At 44.3% G+C, this 23,509-nt stretch carries 17 protein-coding genes and 1 tRNA gene; 7 read left to right on the forward strand and 11 right to left on the reverse strand.

What is annotated here, in order from left to right; genetic code table 11:
• Positions 1 to 16: 16 nt before the first annotated feature.
• The gene (locus QUA90_RS06145; RefSeq protein WP_333444396.1) at positions 17 to 241 is read left to right on the forward strand and encodes a hypothetical protein; all 225 of its coding nucleotides are present in this window, start codon (positions 17 to 19) and stop codon (positions 239 to 241) included.
• 379 nt (positions 242 to 620) lie between these two features.
• Here the strand turns inward: QUA90_RS06145 and QUA90_RS06150 are convergent, their stop codons facing one another.
• Positions 621 to 1,784 carry a quinone-dependent dihydroorotate dehydrogenase gene (locus QUA90_RS06150; RefSeq protein WP_333444398.1) on the reverse strand — a complete coding sequence of 388 codons (1,164 nt, stop codon included), beginning with the start codon at positions 1,782 to 1,784 and terminating at the stop codon, positions 621 to 623.
• A gap of 230 nt (positions 1,785 to 2,014) precedes the next feature.
• On the opposite strand from QUA90_RS06150, the gene QUA90_RS06155 reads away from it, so the two are divergent.
• Positions 2,015 to 4,936, forward strand: a complete 2,922-nt coding sequence (locus QUA90_RS06155) for a GAF domain-containing protein (RefSeq protein ID WP_333444400.1) — start codon at positions 2,015 to 2,017, stop codon at positions 4,934 to 4,936.
• 233 nt (positions 4,937 to 5,169) lie between these two features.
• On the opposite strand, the gene QUA90_RS06160 is transcribed toward QUA90_RS06155, so the two are convergent.
• Positions 5,170 to 5,643 carry an ABA4-like family protein gene (locus QUA90_RS06160; RefSeq protein WP_333249384.1) on the reverse strand — a complete coding sequence of 158 codons (474 nt, stop codon included), beginning with the start codon at positions 5,641 to 5,643 and terminating at the stop codon, positions 5,170 to 5,172.
• Between the two features lie 178 nt (positions 5,644 to 5,821).
• On the opposite strand from QUA90_RS06160, the gene QUA90_RS06165 reads away from it, so the two are divergent.
• Positions 5,822 to 6,832, forward strand: a complete 1,011-nt coding sequence (locus tag QUA90_RS06165; RefSeq protein ID WP_333444402.1) for a leucine-rich repeat domain-containing protein — start codon at positions 5,822 to 5,824, stop codon at positions 6,830 to 6,832.
• 139 nt (positions 6,833 to 6,971) lie between these two features.
• Here the strand turns inward: QUA90_RS06165 and QUA90_RS06170 are convergent, their stop codons facing one another.
• Both QUA90_RS06170 and QUA90_RS06175 read right to left on the reverse strand, forming a co-directional pair.
• A complete protein-coding gene (locus tag QUA90_RS06170) occupies positions 6,972 to 7,259 on the reverse strand; it encodes a hypothetical protein (RefSeq protein WP_333388891.1) in 288 nt (95 codons plus the stop codon).
• Positions 7,237 to 8,736, reverse strand: a complete 1,500-nt coding sequence (locus QUA90_RS06175) for an NAD(P)/FAD-dependent oxidoreductase (protein WP_333329409.1) — start codon at positions 8,734 to 8,736, stop codon at positions 7,237 to 7,239. The genes QUA90_RS06170 and QUA90_RS06175 overlap by 23 nt, the downstream gene beginning before the upstream one ends.
• Before the next feature lie 70 nt (positions 8,737 to 8,806).
• Here QUA90_RS06175 and QUA90_RS06180 point away from each other — a divergent pair, with 70 nt between their 5' ends.
• The 3 genes from QUA90_RS06180 to QUA90_RS06190 all read left to right on the forward strand — a co-directional run bounded on the left by QUA90_RS06180 (position 8,807) and on the right by QUA90_RS06190 (position 13,114).
• Complete coding sequence (locus tag QUA90_RS06180) at positions 8,807 to 10,498, forward strand: hypothetical protein (RefSeq protein WP_333444404.1); 1,692 nt, start codon at positions 8,807 to 8,809, stop codon at positions 10,496 to 10,498.
• A gap of 182 nt (positions 10,499 to 10,680) precedes the next feature.
• On the forward strand, positions 10,681 to 11,676 hold the full coding sequence (locus QUA90_RS06185) for a pentapeptide repeat-containing protein (RefSeq protein ID WP_333444406.1): 996 nt from the start codon (positions 10,681 to 10,683) through the stop codon (positions 11,674 to 11,676).
• A 91-nt stretch (positions 11,677 to 11,767) separates the two neighbouring features.
• Positions 11,768 to 13,114, forward strand: coding sequence for a serine/threonine-protein kinase (locus tag QUA90_RS06190; protein WP_333444408.1), 1,347 nt, complete (start codon positions 11,768 to 11,770; stop codon positions 13,112 to 13,114).
• A gap of 278 nt (positions 13,115 to 13,392) precedes the next feature.
• Here the strand turns inward: QUA90_RS06190 and QUA90_RS06195 are convergent, their stop codons facing one another.
• The 5 genes from QUA90_RS06195 to ndhL all read right to left on the reverse strand — a co-directional run bounded on the left by QUA90_RS06195 (position 13,393) and on the right by ndhL (position 19,984).
• Complete coding sequence (locus QUA90_RS06195) at positions 13,393 to 15,792, reverse strand: ATP-binding protein (RefSeq protein WP_333444441.1); 2,400 nt, start codon at positions 15,790 to 15,792, stop codon at positions 13,393 to 13,395.
• Between the two features lie 1,339 nt (positions 15,793 to 17,131).
• The gene (locus QUA90_RS06200; RefSeq protein WP_333444409.1) at positions 17,132 to 17,779 is read right to left on the reverse strand and encodes a DUF6658 family protein; all 648 of its coding nucleotides are present in this window, start codon (positions 17,777 to 17,779) and stop codon (positions 17,132 to 17,134) included.
• A gap of 574 nt (positions 17,780 to 18,353) precedes the next feature.
• On the reverse strand, positions 18,354 to 19,151 hold the full coding sequence (trpA, locus tag QUA90_RS06205; protein ID WP_333056348.1) for a tryptophan synthase subunit alpha: 798 nt from the start codon (positions 19,149 to 19,151) through the stop codon (positions 18,354 to 18,356).
• 311 nt (positions 19,152 to 19,462) lie between these two features.
• Complete coding sequence (locus tag QUA90_RS06210) at positions 19,463 to 19,768, reverse strand: DUF3007 family protein (RefSeq protein WP_333104690.1); 306 nt, start codon at positions 19,766 to 19,768, stop codon at positions 19,463 to 19,465.
• Complete coding sequence (gene ndhL / locus QUA90_RS06215) at positions 19,769 to 19,984, reverse strand: NAD(P)H-quinone oxidoreductase subunit L (RefSeq protein WP_193972727.1); 216 nt, start codon at positions 19,982 to 19,984, stop codon at positions 19,769 to 19,771.
• Between the two features lie 198 nt (positions 19,985 to 20,182).
• Between ndhL and QUA90_RS06220 the strand changes: the two genes are divergently transcribed.
• A tRNA-Leu gene (locus QUA90_RS06220) sits at positions 20,183 to 20,267 on the forward strand.
• A gap of 280 nt (positions 20,268 to 20,547) precedes the next feature.
• On the opposite strand, the gene QUA90_RS06225 is transcribed toward QUA90_RS06220, so the two are convergent.
• Both QUA90_RS06225 and QUA90_RS06230 read right to left on the reverse strand, forming a co-directional pair.
• The gene (locus tag QUA90_RS06225) at positions 20,548 to 22,455 is read right to left on the reverse strand and encodes an ATP-binding protein (RefSeq protein WP_445300093.1); all 1,908 of its coding nucleotides are present in this window, start codon (positions 22,453 to 22,455) and stop codon (positions 20,548 to 20,550) included.
• A gap of 149 nt (positions 22,456 to 22,604) precedes the next feature.
• A complete protein-coding gene (locus QUA90_RS06230) occupies positions 22,605 to 23,495 on the reverse strand; it encodes a phosphate/phosphite/phosphonate ABC transporter substrate-binding protein (RefSeq protein ID WP_333444413.1) in 891 nt (296 codons plus the stop codon).
• Between the last annotated feature and the right edge of the window lie 14 nt (positions 23,496 to 23,509).

The raw sequence follows: 23,509 nt of genomic DNA on the forward strand, positions 1-23,509 counted from the left end.
GGAGGTGACTCATAAAATGAGAGAAAAAGAAAATCATCAGTCACAAGTCAGTCTTGAGGAATCTTGTGACAAAGCGGAGTTGAAAAAACCCGCAGCCACTCAAGACTTGTCAGAAAATGATAATTCTCAAACCGAGTCTAAAGCATTTGAAAATCACGGTGAAGATGGTTTGAAGGCTCTAGCACGCTTAATGATGGTGAGTCTAACTTGGTCGCTGGCAGGACTTTCTAAACCTAAGTAAATTTTTGGGCTATTGGTTATATCGTTTCCGGTTGGATGGGAATGATCAAGTCAAGGTTGCACAATTCCACATTCCCCCACTCCCCACGAACCACTCTCCATCATAGGGAGTGTAACCGGAATTGATATTATTGGTTATTGGTAATAAAGACTGGTATTCTGCCAGAGTGCCATGAATCTTTAAGTTTTAATATCCAATTCCTAATCTCTCGCCTGTGCTTTTTATAGTACAGGCTTGCCCATTTCCCAATCGGATGGGACTCCATGCCTCATCCCTGGGCTTCGCCCAATTCCCTATATCAAACTTTTATTTAGATCAACCGTTTTGGCGGTTGCTATAAATCCGCCCCAAAGACACAATATTGTTGTGTCCGGCTCTGCTACTTAATATTTTCCGAACCTACTGCCTCAGAAATCGAATTAAATCCTTTTTTGTCCAACTTTTGCAGCAAACCTTGGAGAATCCGACGCACCATCCAAGGCCCTTCGTAAACCCAACCGGTGTAAACTTGAATTAAACTCGCACCGGCGGCTATTTTTTCCCAAGCATCTTCGGCGGTGAAAATGCCACCAACTCCAATTATGGGCAATTCGCCTTTTGTATATTGCCAGATAAATCGGATTACTTCTGTCGATCGCTCCCGCACTGGAAGCCCGCTAATTCCCCCGGCTTCTTCGGCGATTGGTTTGCCTGTTTCTCGCAAGATTTGTGTTTTCAGTCCGTCGCGGCGGATGGTGGTATTGGTGGCGATAATTCCTGCTAGTTGGTAAGTTTTTGCTAAGTCGAGGATAGATACGATCGCCTCTGACTCCAAATCCGGCGCAATCTTGACTAAAATTGGCTTGATTCCCCGATTTTCTTGTTGCAAAATTTCCAAAATTGTGCTAAGCCCAGCAGCATCTTGGAGCGATCGCAACCCAGGCGTATTCGGAGAGGAAACGTTCACTACAAAATAGTCGCCCCAATCTTTCAGCAGCTTAAAACTCTCAAAATAGTCGGCTGCTGCTTGCTCTAACGGTGTTACCTTAGATTTACCGAGATTGATGCCCAAGGGGAACGGAGACTGAGGCATGGGGCGCTGGGCATCGAGTGGGGACTTTTTCTGTGCTGCCTGAAACCGGGCTGCCATTGCCGCGGCTCCTTGATTGTTAAATCCCATGCGGTTGAGGGCTGCACTGTCCTCCGTCAAGCGAAACAAGCGAGGTTGGGGGTTTCCCGGCTGTGGTTGACAAGTGACAGTGCCAAGTTCGGCAAAACCAAAGCCAAAATTTGCCCAAATGTCAGCAGCTACGCCGTTTTTATCAAATCCCGCAGCTAAGCCGACAGGATTGTTAAAGCTCAGTCCCCACAAAGATTGTTCGAGGCGAGAATCTTGGACTCCCAAAGATTTCTGCAATCGGGAGAGCATTTGGCTGGTTGCGGGGTTTGACTGAGTTCGGGCTGCGAGTTCGAGAACTTGGAGAGTGCGGTTGTGCAGCCACTCGGCATCGGTTTTCAATACGGAAAACAACAGCGGGCGTACACTTGATTGATAAATATCCAATGATTTGTACTGGGGCAATTTACAAATTAGAAAGGAGAAGAGAAATAAAAATATTCAGGAGCAGGCAGTGAAGGTGAGGTTGTTACTTCAACTTCGATCGACTTTATCCAATGTTTGAGATTGAAGGATAAGTGAGACGATTATATTATAAGTTGACTCTTTGGCATTTTATTTTTGTGAATATTTAAGTTAGTAATTTTAAATTAGACAAGGTGCGGGGAAGCTTGGAAATGGGGCAGCAGCAAAGACCAAAGGATTTAGACGAACAAATCGCGACCCTAGAGCGCGTTCTCCAGACTCTCCGAGAAGAGGAGAATGTTGAAGTGTTACTTTCGACCACACTCGGCTACTTGCAAGCGGAATTTGACTGGCGGTTGATTTGGATCGGGTTGTACGATCGACAGGCCCACAGATTGTTCGGGAAAGGCGGCATAACTCCTAACGGCGACCAGTCTTTTCTCAAACAGCGGTTTGCCCTCAGCCCAGGGGATTTGCTGGAACAAGTGGTGATTCAGCTTCGGCCGGTGGGAGTCCCGGATTTGCGATCGGAAAGTAGAGCCGGAGAATGGCGCAAAGCAGCTCAAACTTTCAATATTCAAGGCACGACTCTGTTTCCGCTGCGCTACAAAGACCGCTGCTACGGCGTGATTTTGCTCGGCACTGAGGTGTGGGGAGCGTCGCCCAAGTCGGGGGAAAAAACGCAGTTGGCGATCGTATTTGGAGCGCTGGCAACTGCTCTTTATCAAATAGAAAAAGACTGGCAGCGACAACAAGTTAAACACCCAGATGAGTCTCTTTTAGCGCTGATTTCGCAGTTGGGGGAATTGCGATCGCTCGACCAATACTTGCAAGCGGTTGTCGAACAAACTCATGAATTTATCGAGCCGACACGCACCAATGTTTATTGGTTCGAGCGAGAGCGGCGCTATTTTTGGCGCCGAGTCAGCAACCGCGAAGTTGCTCCGGGTTTGGGCGGGCCCGGCCGAGCGGCTTCGGGCATCACCGTTCAAGACTTGGGCGAATTTTATCAGGCTTTGGGCAGGGAAGAAATGGTTTGGATCGGTGAATCTCAAAGTTCTCTGAAAACTGAGCTGACGGGGCGGTTGATGCAGCAAATCCGCGCTCGCTCTCTGTTGGCTGCGCCGATTGTTTCAGAAGGGGAATTGTTGGGATTTTTGGCAGTCGAAGCCAGCGAACCCCGGATTTGGCAAGACAATGAAAAGCATTATCTGCGGGGAGTGGCGCAGTTAGTGGCTCTGACGGCTCCTGTGTCGGAAATGGAGGAGAAAATTCAACAAACTGAGATCGATCGAGATTTAACTGCTGGAATAGCTCACGCCATCTACAGCGATGCTGACTGGGAGGCGACTTTGAAACATACCGCCGAACAGTTGTGCGATCGGCTCAAATGCGAATACTTTTTGTTGCTGCTGTACGGCGAAGAACAAAATCGCTTTGAAATTGTCTGCCAAAATCTGCCGCGCAACCGCAGGCCAGTGCCGTCGCCACTCAATGCCCTCGATGTGGCTGACGTGGGGCTGTTGCAAGAAAGCGAACCTCTGGCTATTGAAAATTGGGAGGAAGATGGGCGGTTGGGCGCTTGGCGGGATGTGTTGGGGGAAGCGGGGGTGCGATCGCTTTTGGCATCGAGCACGAGGGGGAAAAAGAAAGAGGGAGAAAACCCGAATCTAAAATCGAAAATCGCCAATCGAAAATCTATCGAGGGTTTGCTGGTTGTCGGGCACAGTGCAACTCGCACTTGGAGGCGATCTGAACAAGAATTAGTTCGGCTAGTAAGCCAACAACTCGGATTGATCCTGCACTCGTGGCAGCAGAGTTCGGCAATTGACAAATATCAGCAATTTGAGCGATCGCTCAAATCGGGTTTGGCGGTTTTGCACCATTCTCCTGATGAGCAATCTGAGCGAGAGATATTTGCTGCTTCACCGACGATGTTCCCAGAGTTGCCACTACAAAAGCTCGATCGTAACTTTGCTCAACACGTTTCCGAGACACTTTCCTGTCCTTTAGTAGCCGTAATTACTTGGAATCCCGGTGAGGAGGAAGGTTCAATTGCGACGGCGCTAGCTGCCAATCCCGTATTTGCCCTCAATCCCGAGGCGGTGATTCCTGTCAAAACAGATGCTTTGATCCAACAAACCCTGGCTGCTAGCGGGGTGCTGCAACAGAGCACGAGCCAACTGCAACTGGCGACGAAGCGGTGGCTCCGCAGTCCGGGAATTGGCGAGATTCTGACGGTGGCACTGCAGACGGCCCCTGAACACGCTCCGGCGGGCATTGTGGTGGCTGCAGACGCTCCGGGCCGCCAGTGGTCGGAGTTGTCGGTGAGTTTACTCAGCTCGATGGCGTCTCAGTTGGCTTGGTGGCGCAGGTATTTGGCGGTGCAATCGATCCAGGAGTCGCAGCGATTGGATCTGGAGTTGCTCAACTGGTACAAACAGCGCCGTTTTGAGGACTTTTACCGCACTGTGGGAGCGGGGGTGAAGGAGTTGGGGGAGTTGAGTCAGTCGATTTTGCAGTCGGCGAAGGAACAAAAGGATGCTCTGAAAATTTTGCGCTACCAACAGGTTTTGCGACACATTGGCAATGCTGTGGGGTCAACTCATTTGCTGCTGAAACAGGAACAGTGGCGGCTGCAATTCGGACAAGATGCGGTGCCTGTGAGCGCTTGGCTGAGGCGATCGCTCGATCGAACGGCCCCCCAGGTCAAACACTCGAAAGTCTTGCTGGAAGTGCACAGAGAAACTGCTGTGTCGATGCCTGCGGGCCAGACTTTGAGTGTTCGCGGCGACAGCATCAAGCTCGATTTGATCCTGTGCGAATTGCTGGCGACGGCTTGCAGGCGCTCTGCTGTTGGCGCCAAGATTGATATTCGCTCTCAGTTGTTGGGGGAAGATTTGTTAGAATTGTCTGTAATCGATAGCGGCGCGTGCGATCGACACTTCATTGCAGCCTTCAACGGGGATTCCGAACCCGATATATTAGCGGTTTCTAGTTCCAATAGGTCGATCGTCCAAAATCTCTTAATTTGTCAGCGAGCGGTACGCTTAATGGGGGGAAACTTTTCCATAGAAATGTTAGAAAACAATTTAATTGTCGCTCGTTTAGTGCTGCCCCTAGCCAATTCTTAATATTGCAAAATTTTGTAAAAGTTCCAAGCTGCGATCGAGGATTATAGGGGCGGGTTTCACCAACAATAATTGCCTAAAACCCATAATCTCATAAACCCGCCCCACCCAACATTAAACAGCCATCTACCTCTTTCAAAATACAAGGAGCGGGTTTAGCTACGCTCTATATTGTTATTGATAACTTGCGCCCTTCTTAGGGACGAACGGGCACGAGCGGCCCGTTCCACAATACATCAATTTTCTTGTGTGGTGGGCATCTTGTCCGCCCCTGAAAGACTTTCAGAATTCGGGAAAAACCTTTGAGTAATCCAAGCAGTTACAATATGAGAAAGCAATCCCATCGGCCCAGCAAAAAAACACAAAGCCAAAGAATGAACCGTCCAAACTCCTGTCCGCTGTCCTTCCAAATAAATCCAGCGCCCGACAAACAAGTCCATCACTAAAAAATGTATCCATCCCGTAGCAGCCGCCGTTTCTTCCCCCAGAAACTTAGCAATATCTGCTAACTTAGGATTGGATAAAGCAGCCGCATTTTCCGCAGTCAGACTGCTACCAAACAAATATATGTACAAAACGGCGAGCACTGCAAACGGAATAAAGGAATTCATCACTTTTCGGGTAATTCCCCAGTTGGGTAATAAAATCATAATTGCCCAGAAAGGCACAACGAACAGATTACCGACATTAAAAATTAGTTCTGGTGTCATAGTTGGCTCTTGGCTCCTGCGAATGCAATGCAATTAAGGATGTTAAGATTACTTTACACAATTTTTGCGGAAATTTCTCAAAATCAGAAAAAAATCTCATTCACAAATGAAATAGAATTGCTATACTTATCTAAAATTTCAAATCTCGCATCTAAAATCGATTAAGGCAGCACAGCCCATGACAAATTATAATAACTTTCCCGATTGGTGCAAGCAAAAAGAGAATCTCTCGCCCGACGCCACACATACGGTAGAGATACTGTTGCAAATATCAGATTCTTCCGAGTGCGATCGAGCTAACGAACTGCTTTCTAATACAAAAGAAATTAACCTCAAAAATCTTCAAATTACCGATATTAGCCCCCTCTCATCTTTCACTCAAGTTACTAATCTCATCCTCGGCAGTAATCAAATATCTGACATCGCTCCCCTGCAATCTTTAACCAATCTGAAAACTTTGATTATGGATGTCAATCAAATATCAGATATCAGCCCGCTTTCATATCTAATAAATCTGACTCAACTCGTTCTCGATACCAATCAAATCGCAGATATCAGTCCCCTAGCAGGTCTAACTAATCTTACCGCACTTGTCTTGTTTGACAACAAAATTTCCGACATCACTCCGGTGAAAAATTTAACTAACTTAAATGCGCTGATTCTTTACAACAATCAAATTTCAGATATCGCTCCTCTGGAAAATTTAACTGAACTCCAGACACTCTACCTTTACAATAATAAAATATCGGATATCACCCCGCTTAGTTCTTTAAAAAATCTCACTACGCTGTTTCTATTCGGAAATGAAATATCTGACCTGACTCCGCTGGAATCTCTAACTAACTTAAATAAATTAGTTTTATTCCAAAATAAAATATCAGATATTAGTCCTTTGACATCGCTCACTAATTTAATTGAACTTAACCTCGGTAACAATCAAATATCAGACATCAGTCCACTGAAATCGTTAACTAATTTGACTGAACTTTATCTGTTCAACAATCCGATTTCGGATAGCAGCGCGCTACAAGCTTTAAATAATTTATTTTTACTAGACTTGTACAACAATCAAATCTCTGATATCAGTTCCCTGCAATCTTTGCAAAAGTTAACTACCCTGGACTTGCGCGGGAATCCCATTGTTAATAAAATTTGCCCTGTCAATCCTGAATCTATATGTCGGTTTTAATTAATTATTAAGGTCGAGGCAAGATGGCAGTTTATAGAGTATAATGTCAAAGGTCAATATCAGGAGAAAGTGATGAGCGGACACGATGCTTTGATGTTAGGATTGCTGCTGTTGCCAGGTTTGGCTTTGTCGATCGCAATTATGGGCGCTTTTGCCGCTGGTGGATAATCAGTTTTGGGAGCAGGCAGATTTTGTAAAAAGTAGTTTTTTCCTCGTTTTCCTCGTTCCCTGGCTCTGGCTGGGAACGCATTTCACTCTTGCTCTGCCTCCTGTTTTTTTGCAAGCGAGGCAGAGCCTCTGGAACTCGGTTCCCAGCCAGAGCCAGGGAACCAGTTAATTTCCCTTCTTCCTTCTTACTTCTTCCTTCTTCCTTCTTCCTTCTTCCTTCTTCCTTCTTCCTTCGCTTATAAAAATTGTGCTGTAACATCCGAATTTACCAAAGTATTCGCGCACAAAATACCCGATGCTGCGACGGCGGGGACGCCAATTCCGGGCATAGTGCTGTCTCCCACCCGATACAAGCCTTTGACTGGTGTTTGCGGGCCGGGAAATGTGCCTTTTCCGGCGGCGATTGCAGGCCCGTAAGTTCCTTGATATCGGCGTAAAAATCGGGCGTGGGTGAGCGGTGTGCCGATCGACTCTAAGACTATTCGCGATCGCAAATCCGGTATAATTCTTTCTAAAGCTTGAAACAGAGATTGCGATCGCTCTTGCTTTTTCTGGTGATACAATTCGCCATATTCCCAACCTTCGTAAGGTTCCAATGTATAAGCGTGAACGGCGTGATGTCCGGGGGGCGCGAGAGTTGCATCCCACACTGTAGGAATCGAAATCATGCAAGTATTTCCGGGTACTGTAATGTCAATCTTGCTGTCGTGAACGACGACGTGGTGGCCGGTCAAACCTTCGAGTCCTTCGGCTTTAATTCCTAAATGCAGGTGCATAAAACTGTCTACTGCGGGCATCGACAAAGCGCTTTTTCGGTAGCTTTCCGGCAAATCTTCAGGCCGCAGTAATTTTGTATAAGTATCCCAGATTGTGGCATTTGAAATGACAATTGGGGCGCGGATAACTTCGCCATTTTTCAAGCGAACTCCGGTGGTTTTGCCGGATTCAACTAATATTTGCTCGACGGCAGATCCCAGGCGCAATTTTCCTCCCCAGCGCTGCAAACCTCTGACTAAAGCATCGACGATCGCACCGCTGCCACCTACAGGATATTCGATCGCACAGCGCGATCGTTCGCCAATCATAAAAGCTATTTCCGGCGCGACAGTTCCGTGCGCTTTCAAACCCGACAGCAAAAAGCACTCCAAATCTATCAAACGTCGCACCCAAGGGTCACGCACGTCCCGATCCATCAAGGAACCGGCTGAACCCGCGATCGCACCTACTAGCGGCAACAGCTTCAGCAAAGCAGGCGAGTACCGAGACAGCAAAACAGGTATTAACTGCCAGTCGGATCTCAGCGCTAAAGCCGGAATTCCACGCAAAGCTTCATACAAAACTAATAAGTTTTGTTGAAATTGCTGTAATTCTACAGCACCTTGCGGTGCGAACTTAGCTACAGCATCTAAGTAACTTCTCGCATTAGCATAAATCGGTAAACTTCCCTCTGGAAAATGGTAATGCCCCAGCGGATCGTAGGAAATTGCTGCGATCGATTCCTCCAAAACATCAAAAACTTGCCGCAAAGGATTAAACGACTGCGGATCAGTCAAACCGCAATAAAAAGAAGGCCCCGAATCAAAGTGAAATCCTCGGCGCGAAAAGCTGTGAGCTGCCCCGCCCGCTATGATGTGGCTCTCGCAGACGAGCACCCGCTTGCCGTAGCGAGCTAGCATCGAGCCTGCGACTAAGCCCCCAATACCGCTGCCAATTACGATCGCATCAAAGTCTTGCATTTATCAAATGTGGTATAATTGTATTATTTCTTGCTGAGTGTTGACGGGGTATTTTTATGGGAGGAAAACTATGAAAGCTTTATCTATTTTAGATGAAGTTGTTCGCGAATTAGAACAAGATGTCAATATCTCGCGCATTAAAAAAATAATATTTTTTGCTTGTAAAGAGTTCTGGGAAAACGACCCCGCCCAACTCGCCAGCGCAGATGTAAGGATTTTAATTGAAGAACTGTGCGCCAAATACAGCAGGTTAGAAGATATTGAAGCTGTTTTAAATAGTATAGTCTCTAAGGTTAATAAAAAAACAGAGTATGCTTTAGTAGCAGACCTCATAGTCTGTCAACTTAGCAGGCTGTATGAATTTGAAGACTTCACCAAATTAGAAGTAAACATATCTAGTTTTGGCGGTCAGGAAGCTCCCGCATTTGAAGAGCACTTTAGTTCCGAAGTACCCAGCAGCGAAGAAAGTGCAAGAAACCCCGGCAAATTATTTGATGTCAGACAAAAAATTTTGCAGCAAACAAATCCGCTGAGGGCGAAAATCCTAATTTTTTCTACTCTTTATCACCAGTTTACTTTTAGCGATCGCGACTGGCTACTGCTGAAAACTCAAGAACTTGACACTCTGCTGCGACAACTGTTTAATGTCTGTGGTAGCCTAGCTGAACTGGAATCTCAGTTGTACAGAACTGCTAGCAATCTCGACAACAGAGATGAAAACGACCAAGCTGCGAGCGTAATCATCAAAGCGATGAATCTTTGTTACGCAAAAATGCAACAGGAAGAATCCTATGAAGCCGAATCTTCGGCTAGTCAAGATTACGATCAGACACATTTAAACAACAGTGTTTATGAAGAGATCGAGCTGGTGGACAAACGCAGCGATTATTTTGATCCAGGCGAGATTACTCACATCCTTCAAGCTGCTCCACCTCATTATCATTATGACCCTCAAAAGAGTTACTTAGTGCCTGACACGGCAGAAAATCTACCGTTTAAAGAACCCGAAACCAGCAATAATTATGCTACCGAGTTCAGACAGGAAATCGTAGAAACATTTCCAGTTGCAGAAATGCCGACTATTATCGAAATTTTAGAACCTGCTGCTCCTGTTATTATAAATATTAGCGATTCCATCAAACGAAAATTGGAATTGGAAGAAGAAATGACAGAATTAGTCAGTCAAAGTGCTAACTCCGCAACGGTGCAAATAGAAAATATATTCACCCAGTTAGAAGCTGCTTTGAACGGAAAATTTTCTACGGGAAGTGCTGAGGAGCGTTTGTACTGGAAATATAAAAATCTCAGAGAGTATGTAGGCAAAGTTCAGAAGTTTACCGATAAATTGCTGGAAATTTTGATTGAACTGGAGTCAAAAGAAAGCGGAAAATATCCTTCTGAAGTCCCAGAAAACATGGCAGACAATATTTCCGACATACCGCCGGAAAACTCTAGCCATAAAGCAAATCAGTATCAGCTTCTGGAAATGGCAAAGCAAGGCAAACCAAAGGCGATCGCCCAATTGATTAATCAATTGCTACAGCCTAAAGGAATTGCTGCTACAGCGGGATTTAAAGATGGTTGGCTCCATGTAATTCTGGAGTCTGCTGAAGTACCAAACCAACAGGCTACAGCTACATACATTCACAAAAAACTCTGTACTTTAAAATCAAAATATCTTACTCATGTGAAAATTCACGGGCGACAGTTAGGCAGCAAAACAGTTTTTTGGACTCAAGAATTTGTCAATCAAACTCATTAAATGCCATACTCAAGTCTTGGGTAACACAAACTAAGTCCGCCTGGGTCAACTGAAATTCAAGAAATTTTATCAAATTTCTCAGACTCAAGTCTGGCGCTACAAAAATTAAGTCCGCCTGCGCGAACAGAAACTTAAGCAGTCTAGAAATAGCAGATTGTACCTAATTCACAACAAAAACAAATATGAATGCCAGCGAAATTTTAAGGCGATATACATCAGGAGAACTAGATTTTCAAGGTATGAATCTCAGAGGGATATACCTGAGTGGTGCCGATTTAATTGGCGTCAATTTAAGCAGTGCTGACCTCTGGGGTGCAAACTTAGCGATGTCGTACCTGAGCCGAATTAACCTTCAGCGCGCAAATTTAACTAATGCAAAGTTGTGCGGTGCTAACTTAAATCAGGCAAACTTGAGCGGAGCCAATTTGTCCGATGCAGACTTCCACGGAGCGACTTTGCAAGGTGCAGACTTTCGCAGAGCCAATATCTCTTTGGCAGTTTTTATCGATGCAAATTTGAGCGATGCAGATATGCGAGGTGTCAATTTGCAAGGTGCTGATTTGCGCGGTGCGTGCTTGCGGGGTGCAAATTTGCGGAAGGAGCCGCGGATTTTTGAGGGTGCAAATTTGCGGGGTGCAAATTTGCAAGGTGCAGATTTGCGGGGCGTCAATTTGCAAGGTGCAGATTTGACTAAAGCTAATCTCAGTCACGCGAATTTGACAGAAGCATCTCTGGGGGAAGCAAATCTGACTCAGGCAAATTTGAGCGAAGCTATTTTAGATGGCGTATTTTTGACTGAAGCAACTTTGGTAGAAACAAATTTTTCCTGGGCTGTAATGGCAAATGCTAAGTTGGAAAGAGCTGTGTTAATTGATGCTGAATTGGCTGGCGGTAACTTGCGGGGTGCATTTATGACTGATGTTAAGTTGAGCAATGCTAATTTAATCATGGCTGACTTGAGTCGAGCTAATTTGGTGCGGGCTGATTTGAGTCGAGCTAATTTTAATCAGGCAAATTTGAGTGAAGCTAATCTGACTGATGCTTATCTGGCTAGAACCGATTTGCGGGAGGCAATTTTGCACCGCACAACTTTGATTAGGGCAGATTTGAGCACGGCTAATTTATCAGGTGCTCAGTGGCGCGGTACAATTATGCCGAATGGAGAAATGCACGGGTAATTACTTCGACTAGCAATTTAACGCTCTCGGCAAAATAGTTAATTTAATAGTGAAGAAGATTTCCTGTAAGTAAAAAAAATAGGACAAGGCTGTGTTAAATCCAGGAACAATTTTACAAGAACGTTATCAATTGCAACAGCGTTTAGGACGCACAGCGGCCGGTCATCAAACTTGGCTAGCAGTAGATTTAGAGTCTCAAGAACAGGTGACACTGAAAATGTTAGCTTTTAGCCCGGAAATGCACTGGGAAGAACTCAAGCTTTTTGAAAGAGAAGCACAAGTTTTGCAGGCCCTAAATCATCCCCGCATTCCTTGCTATCGAGATTATTTTTCCCTGGAGCGGGAAGCCGGAGAAGGATTGCCTTGGTTTGGGTTAGTGCAAGATTATATTCCGGGATTTTCACTTCAGGAATTGTTAGAAAAAGGTAAGAAATTTTCAGAAAAACAAGTACGAAAAATTGCCACTGAATTGCTGGAAATTTTAATTTATTTGCATGAATTAAGCCCCCCAGTTTTGCACCGAGATATTAAGCCGAGTAATTTAATTTTGGGGGAAGATCAGCACGTTTATCTAGTAGATTTTGGTGCGGTACAAGCTCAAGCGGCGGTGACAGGTGTAACGTTTACAGTGGTAGGAACCAGTGGCTATGCACCCTTAGAACAGTTTTGGGGGCGGGCGGTGGCGGCTTCGGATTTGTATGCTTTGGGAGCTACTTTAATTCATTTGTTAACGGGGATGACTCCTGCGGATTTGCCACAGAAAGATTCTCGGATTCAGTTTAGCGATCGCGTGAGTGTGAATCCCACTTTGGTAAGCTGGATTGAGAAGATGACGGAAATCGCCTTAGAAAAGCGTTTCAGCAAGGCTAGAGACGCTTTAGCAGCTTTGAAATCGGGCAAAATACAAGGGGCTAATCTTCAAATTCCGACTGTTTGGAAAATTGCTAAACCGCCTCACAGTCGCATTCAAGTTAGCAAATCAGCAACCGAGTTAAACATTAAAATTCCGTCTACTTTAGTCAGAAAGCCTTTTTTCTGTGCTTGTTTAATAGGAATATTAATTCTACTGTTATTGAGGCCGATCACCTTAGTATTGGGCGAACCAAATTTCTATACGGGATTAGGATTGTTTACGATTCTAGCAAGTACAAGTATCTTACTTAAGATTGTGGGCAATGGTAATAAAATTACATTTAACCGGACCTCCTTTAAACTGGAACATCAGATATTTGGTTGGAGTTATTTAGGACAAAGGGGGGAACTTTCTGAGATTTTGGGTGCTTTTATATACAATACTTCTTTTTTTGGGGGTAATCAAATCAGAATTCGTTCAGGCAACTATACAGGAACTTACTTTTATGTCTTAGGGAACCATTTGAAAGAGGTTGAGGCGGCTTGGTTAGCGCAAGAAATTCAAGATTGGTTAAATTTAAGATAAATTTTTGTAGGGCGAAGCCTTGGTGATTAATTTTTTTTGTATAATAGACATCTCCCAACTAAAAATGGGTGACGCACTCACTTATAGGGGGTCTAAAATACAGCAGATTTCAGGTTCATTAAGTACAGTAGCAACAGCTTGTCAACCACAGACTGCTTGATCAAAAAAATGATGCTACTTTAAAAGAGTTATGCCAAGGCTTTCAAAAAAAGACCCCAATCAAAGTCAGTATATCTTATTACGCGATCGCCCAAAAAACATTGAATTTTAATTCAAATTTATCCCTTCACAGGCAAAACGATCGCAAACTCAGTGCCCACTCCAGGCTCCCCATTCACTTCGATGCTTCCGCCATGTTTCTCTACCGCAATCTGGTGGACAATTGCCAACCCCAATCCAGTTCCTTTGCCGACACCTTTCGTCGTGAACAAATGGTCGAATATCTGCTGTTTAACTTCCTCTTTTATCCCGGTGCCGTTATCAGCAATTTGAATTTTAATGTACCCTTCGCCGACTATATCCGTGCAAATCGTGATGCGGTTGGGATTGGCGGTAATTTCGCTAAAACTGCGTCCTATATTTGACTCTTCTAAGGCATCGATCGCATTGGCAAGCAGGTTCATAAAAACTTGATTCAATTGACCGGGAAAACATTCGATTTTAGGGAGATTGCCGTATTTAGTTATCACTTCGATCTGCGGGCGGTGTTCGTTTGCTTTGAGGCGGTGTTTCAAAATTAAAATAGCGCTATCAATGCCTTCGTGAATATTAAAAGGAACTTTGTAGTCTTTGTCGCCTCTGGAGAAGGTACGCAAACTGTTGCTGATGCTGCAAATGCGCTCGCACCCAAGTTGCATTGAATCAATCATTTTCGGTAAATCTTCCAAAAGATAATCGAGGTCTATCTCTTCGGCGTGGTCGGCTATTTCCGATGGCGAGGCAGCGGAGCGATACAATTCTAAGTGTGCGATCACATCTTCCAAACTTCTTTTACCTTCGCTTAAATTGCCAGAAATAAACCCAATCGGATTGTTAATTTCGTGGGCGACTCCGGCGACCAAATTACCCAATGCCGACATTTTCTCGCTTTGCACGATTTGCAGTTGTGCTTGTTGTAAATTTTTTAAAGTTCGTTCTAGCTGTTGATTTTGCTCTTGCAAAAGTTCGGCTGCTCGCTTGCGCTCAGTGGCATCAACACCCAAACCAATAATCCCGATTGTCTCGCCCTGGGAATTTTTTAACTGCACTTTCGTGATTTCTAAATCGTGTATTTTGCCGTCAACAAGTCTGAGAATTTCGCTGGAGTAATGCGGCAAATCTTGAGCAAGGCAGGCCGCATCGGAAGCCAGACAGCCCGCTGCATTCTCCCCCAGTATATCTTTATAATGATCGACAGCTAGGAAATCGCTCAGAGGCACGCCTACATCTTCACAAAATGTCTTGTTGAAAAACTGTACTTTACCACTGGGATTAACCATCCAAATCCAAATCGGAGCCACATCAAGAATTGCTTGCAGCATTTGTTTCTGATCGGCAAGCTGAGCTTCGGTTCGGCTAATTGTTACTAGCGATCGCTCTAATTGTTGGTTGTAATCCTGATATTTTTTATAGAGAAGAGCATTTTGCAAACAGATGGCTGCCTGGGAAGACAGGAGATTGAGAAGTTGCAGACGATCGCGAGTAAAAACTCTTGCGGTTAAGCGATTTTCCAGATACAAAATGCCGACTAAGCTGCCTCGATCGACAATCGGCCAACACAACAGGCTCTGCGGTTGGTATTTGAGGATGTAGGAGTCGGAATCCCAATCACGTTGTTGAGCGAGATCCCGAACAATCACAGGTTTCAATAAATTTTTAACGCAGTCAACAATTTTAAGGGGCAAGATATCGCTGTTTTCATCGAGTTTTGCAGATGATAAGTCGATCGCCCACTCGAGTCCCGAATTGTCGAGCGCGCTGGTAGCCGCGATTTCCCATTGATTGCCGTTTGGCAAAATCAGCGCTCCTTTGTCAGCTCCTGTATTTTTCATCGCCAGTTGCATCAGTTTGGCAATCAGTCGATCGAGTTCTCTTTCACTAGAGAGCGCTTGACAAGCTTTTAGCAGTGTTGAAAAATTCCCAAAATCTGAGACACTCGCCGAAACAGACGGATGAATGGATGGATGAAGCGATGGATTTTGCCCCGCAGGTGTTGGAAAATTTGCTAATGGATTTGCAGGGAGTTTGGCGGGTTCTAAAACCGGTTTTAATAATTGAGGATAACGTTTTTCTAAGTCGTCTATTTTTGCTCTATCTCCCCAGCGGACATAGCAATCATAGGCATCTATCATGTAGAGTCTGGCAATTTTTTCCCTTCCTAATGACAGGTAAAATTTAGCAGCGAGTTCGCAGGCAAGAGCTTCTTCATTGACATATTCGTTAGCTTTAGCTCCGGTAATAGCTCGATCATACAGTTCCATTGCTTCTGCTATCTGTCCCAAAACGCCCAGCAACTCTGCCTCAACCAGATCGAACTTGTGTTGGTAATTGATCGGCGTATGGTGCGCGAATTCTTTGAGCTTTTTCTGACTAGCCCCAACGCGCTTCAGGATTTGTTGGCGCTCCGCCGGTGCGGCATCTGCATAGATTGCCAAATGTGCCAGTGCATCATAAAAGTCGTGCATCATCGTTACTAGCATCAAAACACAATTCCCAAGATAAGGTTTGCCTCCATTTCGCCTGTCGATTGGCTGCGGATTACGGCTCGAATATATCCCGAATCCGTGGCCTCTTTTTGCTAAAATTTATACACCTCAATCTAGCAGGTAACAGGTAAAATTAATTGAAAGATTGGAATGTTTAATGTATTTGTAAATAATCGGTCTGCGTTCGAGTTCGTCGAGAATGTCTGTTCGGTTGAGGACTATTTCTACCGATGCAATTAACGGTCGCTAATGCAACTTTTTGGGATTGTGGCAGCACCGCCTCCCGCAAATCCTCCGCCACAATGATGTAGGTTTGAGAATTTTAGCTGCAGGTTGTTGGTCTTTCTCGCGCATGAACCGATCGATAGCCGAGCGAGAATCTGTGTACAATTGCGCGATTGCGCGATCATCGAGCGATACCCCGGTATTACGCTAGTCAAATATACTGCATTTATTATTGTGTCCATATTGGCTGACCTCAACCCAGACATTAACTTGACAAAACTTAGTCTATCTATCTTAGGGCATAAACAGCATAATTTTCGAGCTGTCGATCAAAAAATCAAATTATCTATTAAAGAACAATATTTTATACTTGGGCGATCGCGATTAAAGCTTTTTACTTACGTATAAGTTTCTACTGTTAATCTCAAATGCGATTCAATGAACGCGAAATACCGTATAAACACTGCCTTATCATGTCTTCAAACTTACAAGTGCTAATTAATTAAATTTAATATAGTTCGATCGCCCAAATTTCCGCAAAGCCGATCAAAAAGTTACTACCTTAAAAAGTCCAAATACAATCTATAGAAATTATAAAGAATCCGTCGTGAAAACAGTGGCACTCCAGTCCCCCCTCGAAAAGGACAGGGCCGTTGGATTGTGGTGAAACCCCCCTGCACTCTACTTCCGGCCTCATAGCCCTCCCTGCGGTTAAAACCCAATCAAATATTAATAGGCAGTAGTCTTCACATGACCGAAAGCATCCAGGATACAAGCCCCCGGATTCATCCTTGGGGTCAATGCTTCAATCTAAAATCTATAGCGTTTCTCAGTCAACTGAGGTACATTTTTAGAGCTAAAATCCTTAATGGATAAGGATTGGTTGTACCTGATCAGCTAAGGAAACGCTATAAAATCTAAAATGTAAAATCGATTGACTTTACCTACATTCCGACAGGGGTTAAAACCCCTGTCGGAATGTAGCTTCCAGAAAAGGAAACAGCGTTATTTGAGATTAGTCGTCTGTCGCTCTTTCTGCCGCTCGTTGAGTTCAGTCAATATCTCCATTCACTTTCTAGCAAATATTGTCTGAGGCATCTTGAGCCTTCTATCTTGCATCTCGTGCTGCATCATTGATATTTTCTTGGCCGCCGGCGGTATTATATCTCAGAGACTCAGTACCTTCTGATACTCTTTCTTTTGCTCCTTGCGTGGCTTCTTTAACAATATCTTTTGCTCCCTTCAAGCCTTCGCGAGTGTTTTCTTTAAGATTAGCAAAGCCTTGTTTGGTTTTGTCGCCAAAGTCATCAGCTTTGCGCTGAGCCGTGCGAGCATCCTCCTTCACCTTTTCACCAACTTGGGTGAGTTTGTCAGGCGCATCGTCCGCTACCCGACGCACGTTTTCGCCTACATTGTTGCTAGATTTCGTGTCAATGCGGTGCTGCGCTTGCTCTTTGAGAAGATCAGCTTTTGCTTCTGTTGTTGTCATCTTTTTGTTTCTGGGATCGACATCGGGGTAGTCGTTCATTCCGCCTTTGAATTCGGACGTTACAGCCCCGGTCGGTACTTCTTCTCTAATTTTGTCGGCAGTTTTTCCTACCCTCGCATCAGCTTTTCCTGCCATCACATCAGTTTTTCCTGCCGCCACATCAGGGCTGCTGCAGGCCGTACTCACTAATACTAAAATGCCAGCCAGAAACACGGTTAAAATTTGTACAGCTCGAATTTTTTTCAGAAATGCAGTTAGTCTGTTCATAAAAAGGCTCCTTTCTATTGTGAGATGCTCAAATGCCTTGTGGCTTTGTAGATGTCTAGCCTTACTAAATTAGGCACTTAAACACTTTTTTAAGTATACGAATAGAAACCGTAGCTTTTCATCTATCCCAAGTTACATTCCTTAAGTTATAGTAAAAGGAAGAAGGAAGAAGGAAGAAGGAAGAAGGAAGAAGGAAGAAGGAAAAAGGAAGAAGGAAAAAGGAAGAAGGAAAAAGGAAGAAGGAAGAAGGAAGAAGGAAGAAGGCTTGGCGACCGGATAGAAATCAGCAATCAGGAACAAGGAATGAATAATCCTCAATCTTCTACCAATTATTAAAAGTCGCAGCACCCTGCGCGGGACAAGGCAATGCCGTTTCCATACATAGCTGTTTGGATCTCCAGACGCACACTATGTTGAAATGTTGTGCGTGTTCGTCTCAAAAAAAACCTTCTAGTCAGGAACTAGAAGGAATGTGGTGTATTATCTCAAGTACAACAAGGTCTTTAATCGCAATTGTGATGGCACATCCCGATCGCACACATCTGTCTAATGGCTGAAAGTATCTGTACAGTTGCTAAGGATTTTGAATCGCTGTTTTTAGACTTTTGCAGAATTCACCGATCGCCTCTAAGCCCTGTTCGGGAGTACCTTCTGCCAAGCGTTTGACAAAAGCACTGCCAACAATCGCAGCATCTGCACCCCATTCTTTCACTTGGCGAGCGTGTTCGGGTTGCGATATACCAAACCCGACGCCGATGGGTTTGTCGGTGACGGCGCGAAGTTCTTGCAGCAACTCTTTTGCTCTCGTTTCTAAGCCTTCGCGTACTCCCGTCACCCCCGTCACACTGACTAAGTAAATAAATCCTTGAGACTGACGAGCGATCGCCTCTATACGACTTTTGGGACTGGTGGGAGCAACTAATAATGTTAGTTCAATCCCTAATTTGTTGGCAGGTTGGATGAGACTGTCGGCTTCTTCTAAGGGCAAGTCTGGTACAACCAATCCCTGAACTCCAGCACTTTTGATTTGCTGCAAGAAGGTTTCTATACCTCGGTACAAAATCGGGTTGTAGTATGTGAAGAGAATGATGGGTGATCGCAAATTTGGACTAACTTTCGCTACCATTTCCAGCACCGCATCTAACCGCGTTCCCCGCTGTAGAGCCCTTGTAGCAGCGGCTTGAATCACCGGCCCGTCAGCTAGCGGGTCAGAATAGGGAACGCCAAGCTCGATCGCGTCTGCACCGTTATCATCCAAAATTTGCAGTGCTTTAGCCGTTGTCTCCAAGTCTGGGTCGCCAGCAGTAATAAAAGGAATCAATGCACATTGGTGGTTCTTGCGTAACGTTTCAAAACAATTAGAAATAGTCATTAGTTATTAGTCATCAGTCATTGGTTGTTGGCAGTTGGTTGTTGGCAGTTGGTTGTTGGCAGTTGGTTGTTGGTTGTTGGCAGTTGGTTGTTGGCAGTTAGTATTAGCTAATAACAACTAATATCATGTCCGATCGATTAACCATAATATCCCGGTCGGGGCGGGTTTTTGAGATTGTAAATTATTGGCGGTATTGTTGGTGAACCCGCCCTACAAAAATCGCGATCGCTCGACCGGACATGATATAACCACTAACCACTGACAACTAACAGCTAACCACTGACAACTGACAACTGACCACTAACCACTGACTAATTATCTTTTTCCTGCTCAATTTCGGCTTGAAGTTTGGCTAATTCTTCAGGAGTGAGTGCATCTAGCTGCTTCTGCAAGACAGCTTCTTTGTAGTCTTGCAATTGCTGGCTGTAGGTCATATTTTGAGTCAGTGCTCGAAATAAATAAGTCACCAGCCAGCCAATCAAGCCGGCGACCAAAAATAACTGACTCCAAATCCCTGCATTCATACTGTCGAGTCCGGCAAATTGCAGTAGCAAGTAGACAAACCCACCTGCTACAAAAAAGCCGACACTGATTCCAATTACGTCAATACGTCGCATTTAGGCTTCTATCTGCCGCCGTTTGGGCCGAAAATTCAAAAACGGAGCTAGGAGAAACATACCTGGGAAGAAGAAGAACATCAAGAAGTACATGAAGCCGCGCTCAAAAGAGGTAGCGACGTACCAGCGGCTGTTCAGGTAAGCGTAGGTGGCCGCGGGTACTACCAGGAGGTAGGCTCCTGCCAAGACGGCGTAAAGCAGTAAGGTAATATACATAGATTTGCTTTAGGGGAATAATAACACGGGTAAGTCAGTTGACACGCTCCGTTAGCTGGTTAACTATTGTACCGCTTGCGGAGATCCAGCGCGACTTTTGGGAATTTTTTGATTAGGGGTTGCGTAAATTGGGGTTTTGCCTGTAGAATAAAAGGCTGTTGCTGTTAGTGGCTCAAAACCACAGCAGTTAGACCAAAGGGGGGCGTGGCGGAATGGTAGACGCTACGGACTTAAAATCCGTTGACCCGAAACGGTCGTGTGGGTTCAAGTCCCTCCGCCCCCATCCATTTCCATCATTTGTGAGTCAACGGTTTCAGATTTCTTGTCACCAAGAGTTCTGTTTGTTGCTCAATTTTTGCGCTAATGGTTTTCTACTATGTCCAAAAGCGCCTCTATATCTGACAAGTTCGCCCCGGATTTTTTACGTCGGGTCTTCAACTGGTTGAGTAAGTCGGCTGGTTTGGGAAATTGGGCTGCTGTGGGATCTGAGTTTCAATAGTCGAATAACAAATTATGTGCCGTCGTTAACACATTAATGTCCTCAAAATAGACAATATCTAGCTTCAAGTTTGAGATGAGACGGGGAGTGCGATCGCAAACTCTGCTCCCCCTCCCAAAGATGAAATTACCTCTATTTTCCCCCGATGTTTTTCCACAATCTGGTAGCAAATTGCGAGTCCGATACCAGTGCCTTTTCCTGGTTCTTTAGTTGTAAAAAATGGGTCAAATAGCTTACTGTGGATGGCGGATGGAATGCCAGGGCCGTTATCGCAAATTCGCACCAGAATTTGGCTACTATCCAACTTTTGCGTCTGAATTAAAATCTGAGGATTTTTCCCTTTTTTAGAGTCCTGGGATGACTCTTCTAGTGCATCTATCGCATTGGCTATAATATTCATAAATACTTGATTTAGCTGCGCTGGATAACACTCTACTTCTGGCAACTCTCCATAGTTTTTGACAACTTCAATTCCCTGCTTGAGCCGACTGTTCAAAATCAATAGTGTATTGTCAATGCCTTCATGGATATCAACTAATTTCATTTGAGATTCATCTAAGCGAGAGAAGTTTCGCAAAGACAAAACTATTTGCCGGATGCGTTCAGAACCTATTTTCATAGATTCAAGCAGTTTTAGTAAATCTTCTGTGATAAAGTCTAGTTCTATTTCTGCGATTTCTTCTGCGATCGCCTCTGTGGGTTCCGGGTATTCCTGCTGATAGAGACGAAGTAAATTCAGCAAGTTTATAATATACTCGTTGGCGTATTCTAGGTTGCCGTGAATAAAGTTAATAGGGTTGTTTATTTCATGGGCTACGCCTGCCACCATCTGCCCTAAACTGGACATTTTTTCGGTTTGAATTAACTGGGTTTGGGTGTGTTTTAGTTGGTGAAGCGCTGCTGTAAGCTCTTCTGTTCTTGCTTCTACTCGCTCTTCCAAAGTTTGGCGACCCAGCTCTAATTCATAGGTGTATTCTGCTACCCATTGAACTAATTGATTGATGGATTTTGCTAAGGTTCCTACTTCATCTTCTGTGGTGACAGGTGCTTGCAAATCAAAATTTGCTTGTTGAGTAATAGTTTTAGCAACGCTGGTTACAGCTTGGATAGGGATGGCGATCGCCCGGCTGGTACAGATGGCTAGAAAAGTAGCGATCACAACTGACACTAACATACTCACTACGATGATTTGCACTCGCAATTTCTCAGCTATCTTAAAATTAATGTAGGCTTGTCTTTGCTGTGCCTTAGCTACTTCTGTCATCAAGCTTAAACTCTCTGACAGTCGCTCAAACTTAACATCGAGCTTAACTGCTCTATCCCCTCTGATTAAATCCAATACCTGCTGCTGTGCCTCTTTAACTTCTTCTGGTTTTAGCGCGGAGGAAGCTATTTCTTGCCCAAAAAATGTGAGCAATTGAGAATACGAATCTGTCGCAGTTGTGTAACCATCTAACAATTTCTTTAATTCAGCATAATTTACTGCTAATTCTGTGGAATGTTCTTCACTAAAAGTGTCTATTTCTGCAATAAGTTTTTTAACGGCCTTAACATCTTTCGAGAACTTAGCAGTTTCATATTCAAACCAGATTGAATCTCCCAAGATAGATATTAGTCGTTTGGGATGTGACTGCACTACCTGCACGGAATATTCTAAATCCCTGAGCAAATCCTGTTGCTGGTCGGCGAAAGTTAGAGCTTGGAAAGCTTGGTCTTGGTAATAGTCTCCACAGATCATTCCCCCTGTGGCTCCTAGTACGGCTATTCCAATTGCTAGTGAGTAGCCATAATTAATTTTTTTGGCAATGCTTAACCGAGAAATGAAGCGGTTAATTGCAGTCAAGGGAGTTTTTTTGAGAGGATTTTTGAGGTCGCGAGATCCTTCAGTGACAGCGACATTATTTTTTCGTCTATTTAGGATAAGGTTTTTGAACCTCACAGCCCTATTCTCTCTCTGTTCAAACTTTTGCATACTGGCAACCTGAGCTAAATTTTAACAAGTTTATTAGTAAATGCACATAAATAAAGTCTCTTATTCATAGTAGGGCATCTTCCCTAGAGCTTATGGATTAAGGGCTAAAGCCCTACTACAAAGTAGGCATTAGATAAAATTTAACCTTCTTAAAAGAGATTCCCCTGACCAATGGCTTTATAAACTTCACGAATCATGTTATAATCACTGTCGTTTGCTGGCACCAGTTTAGCTCCTTGATACTTATCATTATCTTTCCCAACTAAAATTGCTTCAATTAGCTGATCTTGATTTTCTACCAGACGATCGCGAATTTTTTCAACAAGAGTATTAGGCAGGTTGCTACTAGCAACAAACAAATCACTAGGTAAGGGTTGCCCTGTGGCAATAATCCGAAAATCATTGGTTGATAAACCGTCTGTTTTGAGTAAATCTTTGTATCTATTCACACCAATTGCTAAGGCATCAACTTGGTCTTGTTTGAGAGCCTGCAAACCCTTTCTTTCCAACATTGAGATTTTGAAGTCGGATTGGGGATTTAAGCCAGCATCCAGGAGAATTTTAATCGGGCCTAGATGACCACCAGTTGCACCTATTTTCCACATAGCTATTGTTTTACCTTTCAATTGTGCTGGTGACTTAATCTCACTATTGGCACGAACAAGAATAATTGAGTGATAGTCCGGGCGGGTGATGGCAATGATGGGAACAGCATTTGTCCGGGCCCGCATAATCACATATTCAGATGGCCCTGTTAGAGCTAATTTTAGCTGATCCGACTGGAGAGCTACGGCTGCTGCTATATAGTTATCTACGGGGAACAATTCAATTTTTTTCTCCAAAACTTCCCCAAGAACAGTCCGAAAGGTTTGATAATTTTGCTGCAAATCTTCTGCACCCTGAACATCAGTTACAGCAAATTCAAGGGTTTCAGGTTCACTTACGGCCAAATTGGAAGAAGTGCGATTAGATTGATTTACTGTTGTAGAACAACTTGCTACAAACAATAGCGATAACCCAACAAAATGCCGCCGCTTCATGATTTTTAGGAGTT

Source organism: Microcoleus sp. D3_18_C4 (assembly GCF_036702355.1).
Taxonomy (GTDB): domain Bacteria; phylum Cyanobacteriota; class Cyanobacteriia; order Cyanobacteriales; family Microcoleaceae; genus Microcoleus.